At 37.7% G+C, this 13,588-nt stretch carries 17 protein-coding genes, 5 tRNA genes and 3 pseudogenes; 19 read left to right on the forward strand and 6 right to left on the reverse strand.

Annotated features, from left to right (window positions below):
- Nucleotides 1-116: 116 nt before the first annotated feature.
- The 5 genes and pseudogenes from BXP28_RS19175 (at nucleotide 117) to BXP28_RS25345 (ending at nucleotide 2,848) form a co-directional block, all read left to right on the forward strand.
- Nucleotides 117-575 carry a YqxI family protein gene (locus tag BXP28_RS19175; protein WP_023485404.1) on the forward strand — a complete coding sequence of 153 codons (459 nt, stop codon included), beginning with the start codon at nucleotides 117-119 and terminating at the stop codon, nucleotides 573-575.
- A gap of 235 nt (nucleotides 576-810) precedes the next feature.
- Nucleotides 811-1,107: pseudogene (locus BXP28_RS25800) on the forward strand (YqxI family protein).
- A gap of 59 nt (nucleotides 1,108-1,166) precedes the next feature.
- The gene (locus BXP28_RS19180; protein ID WP_036655907.1) at nucleotides 1,167-1,394 is read left to right on the forward strand and encodes a hypothetical protein; all 228 of its coding nucleotides are present in this window, start codon (nucleotides 1,167-1,169) and stop codon (nucleotides 1,392-1,394) included.
- A gap of 255 nt (nucleotides 1,395-1,649) precedes the next feature.
- Complete coding sequence (locus BXP28_RS19185; protein ID WP_024093129.1) at nucleotides 1,650-2,654, forward strand: S8 family peptidase; 1,005 nt, start codon at nucleotides 1,650-1,652, stop codon at nucleotides 2,652-2,654.
- Nucleotides 2,655-2,668: 14 nt separating this feature from the next.
- On the forward strand, nucleotides 2,669-2,848 hold the full coding sequence (locus BXP28_RS25345) for a S8 family serine peptidase (protein WP_052337368.1): 180 nt from the start codon (nucleotides 2,669-2,671) through the stop codon (nucleotides 2,846-2,848).
- A 120-nt stretch (nucleotides 2,849-2,968) separates the two neighbouring features.
- Here BXP28_RS25345 and BXP28_RS24625 read toward each other — a convergent pair.
- From BXP28_RS24625 to BXP28_RS19200, 3 genes and pseudogenes are all read right to left on the reverse strand, one after another.
- Nucleotides 2,969-3,144 (reverse strand): annotated as a pseudogene (locus tag BXP28_RS24625) (AAA family ATPase); the annotation flags it as partial.
- Nucleotides 3,145-3,156: 12 nt separating this feature from the next.
- The gene (gene cmpA / locus BXP28_RS22970; protein WP_096761197.1) at nucleotides 3,157-3,264 is read right to left on the reverse strand and encodes a cortex morphogenetic protein CmpA; all 108 of its coding nucleotides are present in this window, start codon (nucleotides 3,262-3,264) and stop codon (nucleotides 3,157-3,159) included.
- Between the two features lie 161 nt (nucleotides 3,265-3,425).
- Entirely contained in the window at nucleotides 3,426-3,782 is a 357-nt protein-coding gene (locus tag BXP28_RS19200) for a hypothetical protein (RefSeq protein ID WP_036655908.1), read from the reverse strand.
- A 98-nt stretch (nucleotides 3,783-3,880) separates the two neighbouring features.
- On the opposite strand from BXP28_RS19200, the gene BXP28_RS19205 reads away from it, so the two are divergent.
- From BXP28_RS19205 to BXP28_RS19230, 6 genes are all read left to right on the forward strand, one after another.
- The gene (locus tag BXP28_RS19205) at nucleotides 3,881-4,351 is read left to right on the forward strand and encodes a SprT family protein (protein ID WP_023485402.1); all 471 of its coding nucleotides are present in this window, start codon (nucleotides 3,881-3,883) and stop codon (nucleotides 4,349-4,351) included.
- Between the two features lie 18 nt (nucleotides 4,352-4,369).
- Nucleotides 4,370-4,445: transfer RNA gene (locus BXP28_RS19210), tRNA-Asn, on the forward strand.
- An 11-nt stretch (nucleotides 4,446-4,456) separates the two neighbouring features.
- A tRNA-Ser gene (locus BXP28_RS19215) sits at nucleotides 4,457-4,548 on the forward strand.
- A gap of 166 nt (nucleotides 4,549-4,714) precedes the next feature.
- Nucleotides 4,715-4,789 (forward strand) — tRNA-Glu (locus BXP28_RS19220).
- A 32-nt stretch (nucleotides 4,790-4,821) separates the two neighbouring features.
- Nucleotides 4,822-4,894, forward strand: a tRNA-Lys gene (locus BXP28_RS19225).
- Between the two features lie 16 nt (nucleotides 4,895-4,910).
- Nucleotides 4,911-4,993, forward strand: a tRNA-Leu gene (locus BXP28_RS19230).
- Nucleotides 4,994-5,072: 79 nt separating this feature from the next.
- Here the strand turns inward: BXP28_RS19230 and BXP28_RS19235 are convergent.
- The 3 genes from BXP28_RS19235 to BXP28_RS19240 are packed head-to-tail and all read right to left on the reverse strand — an operon-like array spanning nucleotide 5,073 to nucleotide 6,556.
- A complete protein-coding gene (locus tag BXP28_RS19235; protein WP_051427978.1) occupies nucleotides 5,073-5,771 on the reverse strand; it encodes a site-specific integrase in 699 nt (232 codons plus the stop codon).
- Nucleotides 5,759-6,049, reverse strand: a complete 291-nt coding sequence (locus BXP28_RS24630) for a hypothetical protein (RefSeq protein WP_051427979.1) — start codon at nucleotides 6,047-6,049, stop codon at nucleotides 5,759-5,761. Before BXP28_RS24630 ends, BXP28_RS19235 begins: the two co-directional genes overlap by 13 nt.
- Before the next feature lie 12 nt (nucleotides 6,050-6,061).
- Nucleotides 6,062-6,556 (reverse strand): LexA family protein, encoded by a 495-nt coding sequence (locus BXP28_RS19240; RefSeq protein WP_023485547.1) that lies wholly within the window; start codon nucleotides 6,554-6,556, stop codon nucleotides 6,062-6,064.
- A 569-nt stretch (nucleotides 6,557-7,125) separates the two neighbouring features.
- Between BXP28_RS19240 and BXP28_RS19250 the strand changes: the two genes are divergently transcribed.
- The 8 genes and pseudogenes from BXP28_RS19250 to BXP28_RS19285 all read left to right on the forward strand — a co-directional run bounded on the left by BXP28_RS19250 (nucleotide 7,126) and on the right by BXP28_RS19285 (nucleotide 13,519).
- Nucleotides 7,126-7,716: a hypothetical protein gene (locus tag BXP28_RS19250; protein WP_036655915.1), complete on the forward strand. Its 591-nt coding sequence runs from the start codon at nucleotides 7,126-7,128 to the stop codon at nucleotides 7,714-7,716.
- Between the two features lie 11 nt (nucleotides 7,717-7,727).
- On the forward strand, nucleotides 7,728-8,015 hold the full coding sequence (locus BXP28_RS19255) for a hypothetical protein (protein ID WP_024093137.1): 288 nt from the start codon (nucleotides 7,728-7,730) through the stop codon (nucleotides 8,013-8,015).
- Between the two features lie 309 nt (nucleotides 8,016-8,324).
- Nucleotides 8,325-8,561, forward strand: a complete 237-nt coding sequence (locus BXP28_RS19260; protein WP_036655918.1) for a BhlA/UviB family holin-like peptide — start codon at nucleotides 8,325-8,327, stop codon at nucleotides 8,559-8,561.
- Nucleotides 8,561-9,049: pseudogene (locus BXP28_RS19265) on the forward strand (peptidoglycan recognition protein family protein); the annotation flags it as partial. The gene BXP28_RS19260 and the pseudogene BXP28_RS19265, both read left to right, overlap by 1 nt.
- 189 nt (nucleotides 9,050-9,238) lie before the next feature.
- Nucleotides 9,239-9,484 carry a hypothetical protein gene (locus BXP28_RS19270; RefSeq protein ID WP_051427980.1) on the forward strand — a complete coding sequence of 82 codons (246 nt, stop codon included), beginning with the start codon at nucleotides 9,239-9,241 and terminating at the stop codon, nucleotides 9,482-9,484.
- 70 nt (nucleotides 9,485-9,554) lie between these two features.
- A complete protein-coding gene (locus tag BXP28_RS19275; protein WP_023483966.1) occupies nucleotides 9,555-10,247 on the forward strand; it encodes a hypothetical protein in 693 nt (230 codons plus the stop codon).
- A 723-nt stretch (nucleotides 10,248-10,970) separates the two neighbouring features.
- Nucleotides 10,971-11,417, forward strand: coding sequence for a hypothetical protein (locus BXP28_RS19280; protein WP_036655919.1), 447 nt, complete (start codon nucleotides 10,971-10,973; stop codon nucleotides 11,415-11,417).
- A 911-nt stretch (nucleotides 11,418-12,328) separates the two neighbouring features.
- Nucleotides 12,329-13,519, forward strand: a complete 1,191-nt coding sequence (locus tag BXP28_RS19285) for a hypothetical protein (RefSeq protein WP_036655921.1) — start codon at nucleotides 12,329-12,331, stop codon at nucleotides 13,517-13,519.
- Nucleotides 13,520-13,588 lie beyond the last annotated feature (69 nt).

Here is a 13,588-nt window from a genome sequence, read left to right on the forward strand (position 1 = left end):
AAGGCTGGGGTGATTCTGCTGGGAAAGGAGATGTTCTATCAAACATACCAATGTGATTCTCAATAGATGAGTTTTTTTAGGTCTGGTTTTGAAATAATCATTTAGGAGGTTTTCGAATGTTCAAGAAATCTTTGGTACTTGCTTCATTGGCTACTGTATTATCTCTTACTGCAATACTCCCAGCTTCACAAGCGTTTGCTGCTAAACCTTCAACACCTGTTGCTGCATCAACTACAGTTACCAACGGGGAGGTAAAGGCGGCCGGAAAATGGGGATTCTTGATTAGAGGAGCCCTCGTTGGTATCAAGAATGGAGTAAAATACGGAGGTGAAGCACTTTCGTATGTTGTAAAGTGGCTTGATAAAGATACTGCTGAGTATCTTTCCAAGAAGTCTTCGAAAATTGTTAAAGGTATCGATTATGCAATATCCAAAATCGATCAGTTGCATGAATACAATACAATAGCGATCAGAGCCATTGTCCTTGATAGCCTACGTATAGCGGGGGTACCTGATAAATATGGAGTAGCTATTGCTAAGGCAATCACTGCGGCTGTTGATTTCCTGTTATTGTAGTTTATAGAAAAAAATTAAAGGGAGGAACTTCTATGTTCCTCCTTCAGATTGAAGACAAACTCCCGCGAAATACTATAGCAGCGGGAGTTCTTTATGTTTTTTATCCCTATTTCAAATACAAAATTGAATTATACTCTCAGCTTCTCAAGCGTTTGCTGCTAAACCTTTAACATCCGTTACTACATCAGCAACAGTTACCAACGGAGAGGTAAAGTCAGCCGGAAAATGGGGATTCTTGGTTAGGGGAGCTCTCGTTGTTATAAAGAGTGCAGTAAAATATGGAGGTGAAGCACTTTCGTATGTTGTAAAGTGGCTTGACAAAGATACTGCTAAGTATCTTTCCAAGAATTCTTCGAAAATTGCTAAAGGTATCGATAATGCAATATCCAAAATGGATTAATTGGGAGAATATACTACAGCAGCGATCAGAACTATTATCCTTGATGGCCTACGTATAGCGGGAGTACCAGATAAATATGGTGTAGCTATTGCTAAGGCAATCGCTACTACTGTTGACTTCCTTTTATTGTAGTTTATAGTAAATATAAAGGGAGGGGCTTCTATTTTCCTCCTTACTAGGGGGACTGGACCATGGAACGACAAGTGGCGGAGTTGGAGAAAATAGTAAAAAACCAAAGTGATGAGCTTCTCGAAATGAAACGAAAAATAGATATATTGGAAGATATTGTATTTCGCTTATCTATCTGTAAAGCCTCTAATGGAAACTTTCCTTATTACGACTTCATTTTTCTTATGGGATCACGCCTGACCAACAAACAAGGATCAATAGATTGTTTATGTTATTATCCGAAAAATTAGCCGGCAGAAAATTCCCCCTCCATCTTAGAGAAACTGAGACTTATAATACTGACTTTTTGTTCAGTGATAATCCAATACAACTAAAAATGTCATAAGTGCCATAACAAAAATCTGGCCGGTAATGGATGAGGACCTTCCTTTATCTTTAATAAAAGCTATGAAAGAACAAGGAATGCAGGTTGAAGTTTGTAACTATTTGCTTTCCCTTCCAAATAGCTAGGTTTAAACATTTCATAAGGAGGATTGTAGCGAATAATGAAAAAAATCGGTTTTCTCTTCTTTTCCTTTACCTTGGTATGTTTTATTGCATCGCCCTTTTCTTTTGCACAAAATTTGGGACCTGCAGAGGAAACAAAATCAAAGTACTTAATTTCTTTCCATACCTCCATTGATTATGAGCTAATCAAAAACTTAGAGAGTAAGATAATAGTAGAGTATCAGGATATGCCTGTGGTTGCTGTGGAGATTTCTGAGAACAATGTTTCGAAATTGAAGGATTATCCCCAAATTGAGTTTTTTGAACCTGATCTTAAAATCAAACCTGTTTCTGAATTAAAGGTTCCTGCTGAATCTATCCTATTATTTAAAGGATTATTCCTTGATCAAAAAAAGGCTTCACCCCAGATAGTTCCTTGGGGAATAGAAAAAATAAACGCATTAAAAGTACAAGAGAAAGGTTTTACCAGTAAAGGGATTAAGATAGGAATTATTGATTCCGGTATTGATTATACACATGATGACCTAGTGGTCTGCGGGGGGACAAGTTTCGTTGAAGGAAATACAGACTATATGGATGATTATGGGCACGGAACAGCGGTAGCAGGTATTATTGGGGCAACAAACAATCATATTGGTGTTGCAGGTATAGCACCAGATTCCGAACTGTTTTCCATAAAGGTACTAGACTCAAAAGGTGATGGGGATATTAGTGCTGTCATTTCCGAGATAGAATGGGCAGTTAAAAATAAAATAAATATCATCAATCTAAGCCTTGAGACCACAACGGACAGCAAGACGCTAAAAAAAGCTGTGAAAGAAGCTTATAAAAAAGGTGTACTATTGGTATCAGCCGCCGGAAATAATGGATTCAACAAAGACGATACAATTGCTTTCCCGGCTGCCTACAAAGAGGTCATTGCTGTTGGAGCAATAAACAGCAGAAATGAACGGACATTTTATTCAAGCTCCGGAAAAGATCTTGAATTAATGGCTCCGGGAGCTAGCATCTATAGCACATCACTGAATATCAATATTCGATGAACCTGGGTACTTCAATGGCCTCAGCACACGTGACGGGTGTAGCCGCTCAAATTTGGGGGGCCAAACCCGATTTATTGAAGAACAAAGACATTAGAAAGATTTTAGACAAGACTGCAACTAAATTGGGGAAGAAAAGAACGTACGGGTATGGATTGGTGGATGCTCTGAAAGCCTTCGATTACATATGGGAATGAAATTATTTTATAAAATAAAGGGACCATTGGCTATTGGTCCCTTTATTCATTTGATTCACCAAATAAATGTTTTAGAACGATTTGAACAAACTTAGAAATGATTCCCCGTGAGACTGATTCTAATGCAGATTCGAATGAATTTAAATAGTAGGTATTGTTTCTCCCACCACCAGCTGTATTGAAGCCGCATTGATACGCTATCGCCTCAAGCAAGGTGGATTTACCTGAACCATTTTTGCCTACAAAAAAGTTACATTATTTTTTAATTCAATGGAGTCCATTCTATTTATTAGCGGCGGATTTAATGATTATTTTCGGTTGCGGTAAAAAAACCAGCTGTCATTCAGCAAACGGATCTGCCGGCGGTTTTTGTTTTGAAATGCCCGCATAAGTTGGTTGCAAAGCCATTGAGGCATATCGGTTTCCCCTCCCTGACTGACTGTGCCTTAACTGATTATGATCAGCATATGGGGAAACTGCCCAAAGGGTGCCTGTCTGCAAGCGGAAAAAGGCAAAAATCTTGCTAGTACGGCTATTTTGGCTAGCTTTTAACGCCCAAAACCCTCTAAGCCCTCCCTTACTCCATGTCGTCTTCTTCCTCGTACCACTGCTCCAATTGGGCCTGTAAAGCACGAATTTCAGTAAAAAGAGAGATCAAAGGGTAAGATTTTTCAGGAATAGAGGCAAATGATTGTTTCAATTGATTAATATACTCCAATCCTTGATGAATATTATGCTCAGCAGAAATTAGCTCTAAAGAACGGCATTCTGCCAGAACAACAGGCAAATCGGGAAGCTCACAGGCAGTCAGCTTGTCCAATTCTTTATGGAGCCGCTGGTGTAGTGCAGTGAGTTGATACAGATGCGTATCCGGCATTTGCACGAATTGAAGGCCTTGCCGGCTTTGCAGGATAGCGTAGGCATAAGTAGACATAAAAGTGTAAGCTCCTCTCCGGTCACATTTGTACTACTTGACAGTATAGCGACAGATCTTGTACAAATTCAAGAGAAGAAGAAAGGAGACCGGGAAAAATGACAGATGAAGAGCTTCAGGCGTGGGTAGAGGACATCTCCTTGACGTCTTTTGGCCGTTCGTTCCGGCATAAAGCCTCCTTCAACAGAAGATTAAGCTCTACTGGTGGCAGATATATGATGAAAAGCCACAATATTGAGATTAGCCAAAAGCAATGGGACGTATATGGGCGGGAAGAAGTGGAGAAAATTATTAAGCATGAGCTTTGCCATTATCATTTACACTTGATGGGGCGGGGTTACCGTCACCGAGATCGGGAATTTAAGCAGCTTCTTAAGGCTGTAGGCGGTGCGAGGTATTGTAAAGCTTTGCAGGACAAGCCTCCTAAACCTTTTAAATATCAGCTTGTCTGTACTAAATGCGGGCACATTTATCGCAGAAAAAGAAAGATGGATCCGGCAAAATATGCTTGCGGATCTTGCCGCGGTAAACTTCGTTTAGAGGTACTTGACTTTTATCCGCAATCATGATACATTAGATCATGTCCTTCCCCGATAGCTCAGTTGGTAGAGCACTCGACTGTTAATCGAGTTGTCACAGGTTCGAGTCCTGTTCGGGGAGCCATTCTTATTTATGGAGAGATACCCAAGTGGCTATAAGGGGACCCTCTGCTAAGGGGTTAGACTGCGCAAGCGGTGCGAGGGTTCGAATCCCTCTCTCTCCGCCATACATACAAAGACGACCTGGATAGAAGCTGTCTGCGATACAGCTTCTTTTTTTTGAAGCGAAGCAAAGATTATTAAAACCAACAATTTCATAAAAAAAGGGGTTGTCATCTGCGGAGGAATTCGCTATAATAACACTTGTCGCTGCAACAAGTTACAATTGATTGTGGCCCGTTGGTCAAGGGGTTAAGACACCTCCCTTTCACGGAGGTAACAGGGGTTCGAATCCCCTACGGGTCACCAGCCTTTCAACTTAATACCAGCATCCTAGCTGCGAGCCATTAGCTCAGTTGGTAGAGCACCTGACTTTTAATCAGGGTGTCGAAGGTTCGAGTCCTTCATGGCTCACTTTTCAACCGAATATGCGGTAGTGGTGGAATGGCAGACACGCTATCTTGAGGGGGTAGTGGGCGTACGCCCGTGGAGGTTCGAGTCCTCTCTACCGCATAATGGGAAAAGCCTTGTATTTCAAGGCTTTTTGCCTTTTTATACCCACAATTTCAAATCTAAGGGTAAGACTCCAAAATTACAATTGTTGACGAGTTGTTGACGAATTTTTTCGAGGGTCTAATTTATTTAATTTGTCGGCAGTGGCTTTGTTAATGTTTTTAGAGACATGAGCATAGGTATCCGCTGTAGTTTGATATGAAGAGTGGCCGAGTCGTTCTTGAATAATTTTTAGGTCGGTTTCATTTTCAAGAAGAATGGCAACGTGACTGTGGCGTAGATCATGAAATCGAATATATCTTAAATCATGTCGGCTACAAAACTCCCTCCACCATTTTGAAGGCTGTGTATGATATATCGGTTTTCCAAAGCCAGCATGAAATACATATTGAAAATTTCCTCCGCTCCATAGTTCCCCTACTTTCAATTTTTCCTTTTTCCATTCCGTCCAATATTCCTTAAGCTCTTTGAAATACCACTCCGGCATAGTTATATTTCTTTTAGACCCCTTGGTTTTTGGCTCTTTAATTATTGCTTGTCCATTTACCGTCAGGGAAATACTTTTATTAACAGAAATAAACCCTTCTTCGAAATTAATATTGCACCACTCTAATGCCAGAATCTCACCGCGTCTTAACCCTCCTAAAATTGCTGTAAGAATAAACAATCGCCACATGGCAGATTCTTTGTATAAAGATTCGATCACTTTTTTAGCTTCAGACTCATCATAAAATTTCATTTCAGTTTTAGTTACTTTCGGTTTCTTTACTCCTTCCATTGGATGTTTTCCGATTTTACTGCATATTTTTCTTTCCATTCGTTTACGAATGATTCAATAGTCATTTTCTCAGGAGATATATGCTCCCCCGCTTCGACCTCTAGTTGAAATTTAGCTAACTCTAATTCTAAATGATTACTTAGTTTTTTTGGTGTTTTTAGTAACTTCTCATCTACTCGGACTGTTTTAGTACGTTTAATCCGCTTACCCTTTGCGTCTCTTCCGACCTCAACCACAAGAAGATAAGAAGTGTCCCCTCTCTTTTGAATACTTGCCATTGTTTTCTCCTTTCAATTTTTGAAGTTTCGTATAATTTGTTGAATTTTTCCTATAATCTGTATACGATTCAATTCTTGACCTTTAAATATCCTTGGTGGAAACGTAGGGTTCGATGGGTAAAGAACAATAGAATCGTCTTTCTTATAAATTCGCCTGATTGTACATTCTTCGTTATCAACAATTCCTGCTGATAGTCCAAAATAATCCTCATTGTGTTCTTCTTTAATCAATGCAAGGTCGTCCGGCATAATTGCATCCCCTATCATTGAGTCTTTTTTAATTAAAATGTAGAAATAATTGTCATCTGTAAGCTCAATATCCTCCCATCTTTCCCCTAAGTAGTTTTTAAAAACTAAACCATTCGGGCTTGTTAAAACTGAACCATAAATAGGGATTTTTATCCTCTTTCTTGTGGAATTGAAAACATCGTTATTCTGCAGATCACTGATTTCGTTACTTTTAGTTAACTCTTCTAGTCCTCCATTTTTACCAAGTTCGTCAATCAAGTCATCTTAGAACTTTTTGTACTCAGGAATACTTGAAATATATTTGTCCGTATCTATCTCGTCCATTTGGTCAGGTATAGGGTATTTTTTCTCTAATTCAATACCTTTTTTCATTAAAGATGCATTAATGTTCATTAGGCTTTTTTGAATTTTAGGATGTGACTTTTCTATCGTAGCTGCCCAAATTAATTCAAGAGGATCGCATCCAATTACTTCAGCGATAGCTTCAGTGATTTCGTCAGATGGTGGCTTAACGATGCCACTCCTCAATTTAGATATATAGGATCTGTCTAATTTCAGCTTTTTTAAATGAGGTTGCAGGGTATGCTCAGAACCGAATAGGAAAAGTAATTCTTAACTCTGAATATGAAGTTGAAAACGTTCAGAAGACGCTCCATGACCACGTAATTAGTCTTGAGTATATGGTGCCCAAGGGAGCAGTTGAAAACATTCATACCATTGAAGTGAAAACAACGGACGGTGGGTTGATTAGTAAAAATGAGGTCTTTATCCCGATTACTTCAGATACCGTGATCAAACAAACCTTATTTGTGGAGGAGGTGTAACCCGTGGCATATGTACCTAAATTAAATTGGAAATTGGATGATACGGTGACAGAAAAGGATTTTAACCGGATTGAAGGCGGGATCAAAGAAACGTTAGATAAGTACAAAGATGTTGAAACTACGATTAGCGAGCTTTTTACCTCTGTCAGTGATGGGAAAAAACAAGTTGCTAAGGCCATTACTGACCAAGGAGTGCCCGCGGTAAAAGAGGACACATTCACAGACTTAGCAACAAAGATAAAACAAATTAATACGGGGAAGAAATGGGCAGAGGGAACCATACCTAGGCGAAACCTAGACTATGATGAACCTTATTATTTGGATGTCAATCAACTTGAATTTAAACCTAGCATGATCCTTATGGAGTATAAACTAGCCGACGAACACCCTGGTACCCTACAATACTGTAGGATGTATACAGAGATATTTGACATTCGGAAAATGAACGAAGTAGAGATTTGTCTTTCTGGTAATGCGATTGGTACATGTGAACCATTTAGTATTCAGGACAATGGATTCTCTGTCCTCGTGTATAGGGCTCCAAATAACTCAAATAAACGTAAAGTATGGGGCTCTTGGTACGCAAGCGAATAGGAGGTAAGAATATGCAAGTTGGAAATAGAGTTTTGTATGACCAAGATGGGGAGATTATTTTTCAATCAGGAGAAATGCAAGGTGATGTTTTACCGCGCAAGAACATCACAAAATTAGATGTTGTTGATTTTGATTTCGGTTCGATAGACTATACAAAATACAGAATTGTAAGAATGGATACAGAAACAAAAAAACCAATCTTAGAAGAAATTCCACAGACACCTGAGAAACAACAAGTGAAAGAAGTAGAAGATGCTTTATTATTAGCAAGCGATAAAGAAGCAGGAGGTATTTTATAATGGTAAACATGATTGTAGTGAGGATTTGCGGATAGAATTGTAAACGGTGGTTTGAACCCGAAAACGAAAAAAACGGATGTGATAGAGGACATAACGAATCCAGATTACCGCTGTGCGGTGGAGGATTACATTTTGGAATATACAGAAGAAGTGTAATAGCGCCAAATGAGGCGCATTTTTTATTGCTCAAAAACAGGAGGGGACATATGGAAATGAAATTTTCATCAATGGGTGAAAAAATATATGATCCTCTAGCAATCTTTAAAATTATAGTTGAAGTATGATGAAAGAAAACAGGAGGAACCATGAATGGAGGACCAAATTTTTAATACAGCGCTAAATACCGGGATATTTGGTGCGCTGTTTATCTGGCTGCTTTTTACTACAATGAAGAAAAATGAAGTACGGGAGAAGGAGTATCAGAAGACTATTAGCGAGAATCAGGAAGTCATTCGGGAGCAAGCGAAGTCTTTTAGCCTTCTTTCCAGTGATATTGCCGAGATCAAAGGGATTTTAAAAGAAAAACATGACGGAGATGTTGAATGATGGAAATCAGAGAAATGCTAGTTGACCCAAGTAAATATGGAATTAAATGTCCGAATAAAATGGCACCGAAATATATTACGTTCCACAATACGTATAACGATGCTCCCGCAGAAAATGAGATTCGTTATATGATTGGAAACAACAATGAAGTCAGCTTCCACGTTGCTGTGGACGATAAAGAAGTTGTTCAGGGCATTCCTTTTGACAGAAATGCATGGCACTGTGGAGACGGGTACGGGACAGGAAACCGTCAATCCATAGGCGTAGAAATTTGTTACTCTAAGTCCGGCGGCAGCCGATATTACAAGGCTGAGGACAATGCAGCTATTGTCATTGCCCAACTAATGAAAGAGTTTTGTATTCCTATTGAGAATGTGGTTCCACACCAGCACTGGAGTGGCAAATACTGCCCGCACAGAATGTTAGATGAGGGAAGAATACCAAGCTTTATAGAGCGAATTAAACAAGCTTACGAAGGAGAGGAAGACATGAATAGAACATTACAACTGGAAGACTGGCAATGGAAACAGGTCTATGACAATATGGGGAAAGCCTGGAATGCAGGACTATTCACGGACTGGAATTGGATGGTTAAAATAGAAAAACGTTGCCTTACCGTTGACGAATTGGTATGGCTGAATAACCACATTTTGGCGAGCAGCCTTTAGGAGGACGCTATGAATATAGAAATTACAGATACTGTCATTGTCGCCTTTATTGTCGGTCTTGTTGAAATGGCGAAAGGAATCGGACTGCCAGTTCGTCTGGCTCCGGTTCTGTCTGTTATTCTGGGTGTTGCAGCAGGTGTTGTTTACCTGGCTCCGTGGGATCTTAAAACGGGCATTATGTACGGTATTATCTCCGGCCTTACTTCATGCGGTCTATATAGTGCTGGTAAGAGCGCTGTGAAGAAGGAGCAGTAACGATTATTACCGTATTAAGCAGGAATCAATACGCTAAGGGAAGAATTAACATATTCAGGAGGATTAGTTTATGGAAAATTTTATTTCTACATTAGTTTTTATTCTTCCTGGCTTTCTTATGTATTTTTGGATACAATCATTTGGTATAAATCCAGTGATAAAACATAATCCAGGTGAGATGGGTGCGATCTCCGCACTGTTATGGTTTCCAGTGTCAATATTAACTGTGCTTATTTATAATCTCGTTGGAATGGTCTACAGGACACCGATAATTTTGACACTTTATGACGTAAAGACAAATGCCGGAAATATTGAGTTTTTAGCTTGGTTTGCTGTGATTAGCATTCCAGTCAGTTTTAGCTTGAGTTACATTTATGTAAGATGGCTGTATCCTTTACAAAGAAAAGTTGTAAATTCAACCAGAAAATCTATAGGAATTGCGTCTTTTTCTGAAATGCCGGCAGTATGGGATGAGTTTTTTCTAAAGGTTAATGAAACAAAAAATGAAGGTGCCTTACCCGTGAAAATGTTTAAAATCGACAAACCGGAAAATACATTGTTAGGAGTTGTTAAAAATGCGTCCCGTCCGTTTGAGACGGAACGCGCTTTAATATTAGAAAGAAGTGAAGAGCTTTTAGAATCAGATCTTACCTATCAATATGAAGTGATCCGTTCCTATGTGGATATAAAAAATGGAATGGTAGTACAAGAATTAGACCTACAAAAACCTACAAAACAAATAGAAGAATTTAATTCGACTTAGGTGGCTTTTTTATTTCAATTGCTGTATTTCTGTCTATGGATCTTCTTTCTATCTGCGGTAAAGATTTATCAACGTAACGCCCAGGTGGTTTTTGATTAGGCTTAGGCTGTTGGGGTCTTTGATTGGGATTATTAGGTTTATTCATATTTTCTCCTTTCAAATTTACAAGATTTACATTTTATTCTTCGACAGCAAATAAGTCTAATCCTGTAAATTGAAACATTTAATATGAAATATGTAAAAGGAGCGCTAAGGATCAATTTCCTAGGCGCTCTTAGAAGTTTACAATAAATGAACTAGGTTCCTTTAAGGAACTGGAAAAAAATGTTTGAGAGGTTTAACAGGAATAATTCCCTTATTACTAACATAGGTTAGATTAAACCGTGTATCATCCACCCATGGAAAAAGGATCACGAAGGTATTAAATTACCGACGTGGTCCTTTTTTTTGACAATGGGTACACAAATGTTTATCAAGAGGATGTACATTATAAGAGTAACATACTTTGATTTTTCTGACAACTCGACTGAAAGGTGGACTCGGCTCCTTGAAGGAACTGGGTGTAAATGGTAATGCCTACTTTAACAATCACTTTATATTACAAAAACACTCCTTTTATAACAATAATTAACTATTTTATAACATAATTAAAAAACCTTCTGTTGGTTTTCGTGGTACAATTTACCTTAAAGAGGAGTTACATCCAAATCGGGAGGGATCATTATGAAAACAAAAAGGCCAAAATCGCTAGTGAAAAAATGTGGAGGAATTGCGTTAGCAAGTGTAATTGGATTTAGTACTTTTGGTATTTTCGCGGCGAGTGCTAGCGCTGCTGAAAATACGAAGCAAGTTTATGCGAACCAATCACTTAAAGCAGAGGAAATGACGATTACACAATTAAGGGATACCTTTCAGCATAAAGATGACCCCTTTATTAATCATGTTAGAATTTTCATTGATAAACACTTGGAAGAATCGGAATTTTTATGGGGGAAAGTTAGTGATTCGTTAAAAAGAGACATCGTGGATCTGCTTACAGGAGATAAAAAAGACTACTTTTACAAAGTTAATAGAGCTCTTATTGTGCATTTTATAGAGGTCCCGTCCTTATTAAAATCATCAAGTGCAGAATTTAATAAAGAAATCCTTCAATTACTCAATTACCTATAGATATATATAATAAGATCTACTCATTTAATGGAGTAGACCTTATTATATTTTTGGATTAATCGAAGTTTCCGGGAATACGAGAATATTCATAACCCCTAAAGTTCCTACGGGTTGTGTTTCACTTACTTACAGGACCGACCTACACCCTAACAAAAAGTATTAAGGCAATGTAAGAACTGAGCATATTCACCTAAGAAACGCAGATACATCATGTCTGGAACTTAGCAATATACGTGTTAGCAATTTTAATTAATCTGATAAACAACGCTAGCACGTCCCCATTGGGGACAAATTGGGGACGAAATCTACTCGGAATCACCATAATTCACTCGGATACGAACAGACGCGAACAAGAAAAACCCTTATAATTCAAGGGTTTTAAAGATGTAAATAGTTATATTAGGGGCTGGGATTCACCATGAAAAGAAAGTAGTTAATCTTTTTTAACACATAATAATGGAGGAGGAAGTTACTCCTTGTTCTGATTATTGGAACGGCTTTTAACTACCCATTAATCAGCGGCCATACGAACCAGTCATTTGGCTGGTTTTTTTTATTTTCCTTAACACAAACGGTCTGGTTGCAAAAATGGGTCCATTATTGCAGAATGGTTGCAAAATCATAAAGAGGTGTTTGTAGCGGCAGAAAAGGTGTCTTATTTCAAAAAGGATATTAGATCGACAAAAGAGTGGGCCTGTTATCAGGTTCACTCTTTTTTTTGTTTTTGTATATGTTTTTCCTAACTGGCCAGGTGCATTACTAAAAATTTCATCTATGGGTGAAAAAATAAATGTTTTTTATAAAAGAATTAAATATATACTTTGTTACAAAAGGGGGAAAAAAATAAAAGTTACCGAAAAATTATTTGGCAAGAGGACCCAAAAAATCAAAATAATAAGGAGGAAATTTGAATGGATGTAATTAGGTTTGGTGAATTTGATTTGATTAAAAATCATCTTAAAAATGAATTGGAGAGATATATTAGAAATCATAATTCTAAATTAGGCTACTTAAAAGGTAGTAAATTAACAATAAAATTTCCTAATAGACATGAGTTTAACCGAAAACGTTGGGAAGATAATATTTATTATACTGGGTATTATTCTATTGAAAAAATTATAACTAGTTTTATTAACCAAAATAAAAATATAAATATATCATATAATCCTTCTACTGAGGTATTAACAATAGAAAGAATTAAAAACGGAAAATTTGTGTTAGAAAATGTAATTTTACACATCGAATATATATATGATTTTCATTTAGAGGAACGCAAAGAATCATGTACACCATCATGGCCAGATCTTCCTGATGCTCCAGATCATTGCAGTTACTGGTGGAAAGATAGGGGGAATGAGAGTGGGTATAATAAAGCGGCCAGCATTACTTTAGAGTTTACACAATTTGAGGAGATACCAAAATTACAAGTGAAACCTAAGATAAATTGCGAAATCAACCTCGACTCGGAAGTGAACGCTACGGATTTTTTTAATGTAATAAGTAGTGCTGGAGAAGTGGAAGCAGAATTTATAAATAAACTATATTCTAATTCTTATAACCCTGGTAAGCACACCGCTACAATCCATGCATGGGACGAATACGGAGAAGAAGATAAAAATGATAAAGAACATAACCTTACATTTGATGTGGTAGTCAATGCTGTAGATAAGAGTACTTGGAAGGATAAAAACCTTAGGGATTGGAAGTTTATTTCTGCAAATCAATGGGAGATTGTTAGAGATCCAGACAATAGTCTAACAGACGATCATGTCATCTATTCTAATGATTCCATTAAGGCTCATAAAGAGTACAGCTTAGAAAAAGGAGCCACATACAAATTTACGGCTTTTATCAAACCAGATGTTTTAAGTACATGGGATAAAATGGCACTTTCATTGATACCCGGTAGGAGTTCCTCTAAAAAAAGAGAAATCTTTTCTTCGAACTCGTATGATTTACCGTCCATAGATAAGGGATTCAAAGAAGTGAGTAAGGAATTTACTGTAGGGGACGGCGAAGAAAATCTGACATTTGAATTTTTCGCCAACTTCTATAAAAAAGGAGGATATATTGATTCTTTTAAATTAGAAAGAATTAAATAGTAGAGCATCCAACATTTTATCGGTATGAAAGAGAATCACCTACTTTATATAAAGAAAAGGGGAACTCCC

The sequence above is a fragment of the Paenibacillus larvae subsp. larvae genome (assembly GCF_002003265.1).
Taxonomy (GTDB): domain Bacteria; phylum Bacillota; class Bacilli; order Paenibacillales; family NBRC-103111; genus Paenibacillus_H; species Paenibacillus_H larvae.

Bases quoted from the DNA above. Each gene is read 5' to 3' on its own strand.
- cmpA (WP_096761197.1), bottom strand. From the start codon at position 3,264: ATGCCTCAATGGCTTTGCAACCAACTTATGCGGGCATTTCAAAACAAA.
- BXP28_RS19280 (WP_036655919.1), top strand. From the start codon at position 10,971: ATGAAAACAAAAAGGCCAAAATCGCTAGTGAAAAAATGTGGAGGAATT.
- BXP28_RS19185 (WP_024093129.1), top strand. From the start codon at position 1,650: ATGAAAAAAATCGGTTTTCTCTTCTTTTCCTTTACCTTGGTATGTTTT.
- BXP28_RS24630 (WP_051427979.1), bottom strand. From the start codon at position 6,049: ATGGCAAGTATTCAAAAGAGAGGGGACACTTCTTATCTTCTTGTGGTT.
- BXP28_RS19275 (WP_023483966.1), top strand. From the start codon at position 9,555: ATGGAAAATTTTATTTCTACATTAGTTTTTATTCTTCCTGGCTTTCTT.
- BXP28_RS19180 (WP_036655907.1), top strand. From the start codon at position 1,167: ATGGAACGACAAGTGGCGGAGTTGGAGAAAATAGTAAAAAACCAAAGT.
- BXP28_RS19200 (WP_036655908.1), bottom strand. From the start codon at position 3,782: ATGTCTACTTATGCCTACGCTATCCTGCAAAGCCGGCAAGGCCTTCAA.
- BXP28_RS19285 (WP_036655921.1), top strand. From the start codon at position 12,329: ATGGATGTAATTAGGTTTGGTGAATTTGATTTGATTAAAAATCATCTT.
- BXP28_RS19255 (WP_024093137.1), top strand. From the start codon at position 7,728: ATGCAAGTTGGAAATAGAGTTTTGTATGACCAAGATGGGGAGATTATT.
- BXP28_RS19235 (WP_051427978.1), bottom strand. From the start codon at position 5,771: ATGGAAGGAGTAAAGAAACCGAAAGTAACTAAAACTGAAATGAAATTT.
- BXP28_RS19205 (WP_023485402.1), top strand. From the start codon at position 3,881: ATGACAGATGAAGAGCTTCAGGCGTGGGTAGAGGACATCTCCTTGACG.
- BXP28_RS19270 (WP_051427980.1), top strand. From the start codon at position 9,239: ATGAATATAGAAATTACAGATACTGTCATTGTCGCCTTTATTGTCGGT.
- BXP28_RS19260 (WP_036655918.1), top strand. From the start codon at position 8,325: ATGGAGGACCAAATTTTTAATACAGCGCTAAATACCGGGATATTTGGT.
- BXP28_RS25345 (WP_052337368.1), top strand. From the start codon at position 2,669: ATGGCCTCAGCACACGTGACGGGTGTAGCCGCTCAAATTTGGGGGGCC.
- BXP28_RS19175 (WP_023485404.1), top strand. From the start codon at position 117: ATGTTCAAGAAATCTTTGGTACTTGCTTCATTGGCTACTGTATTATCT.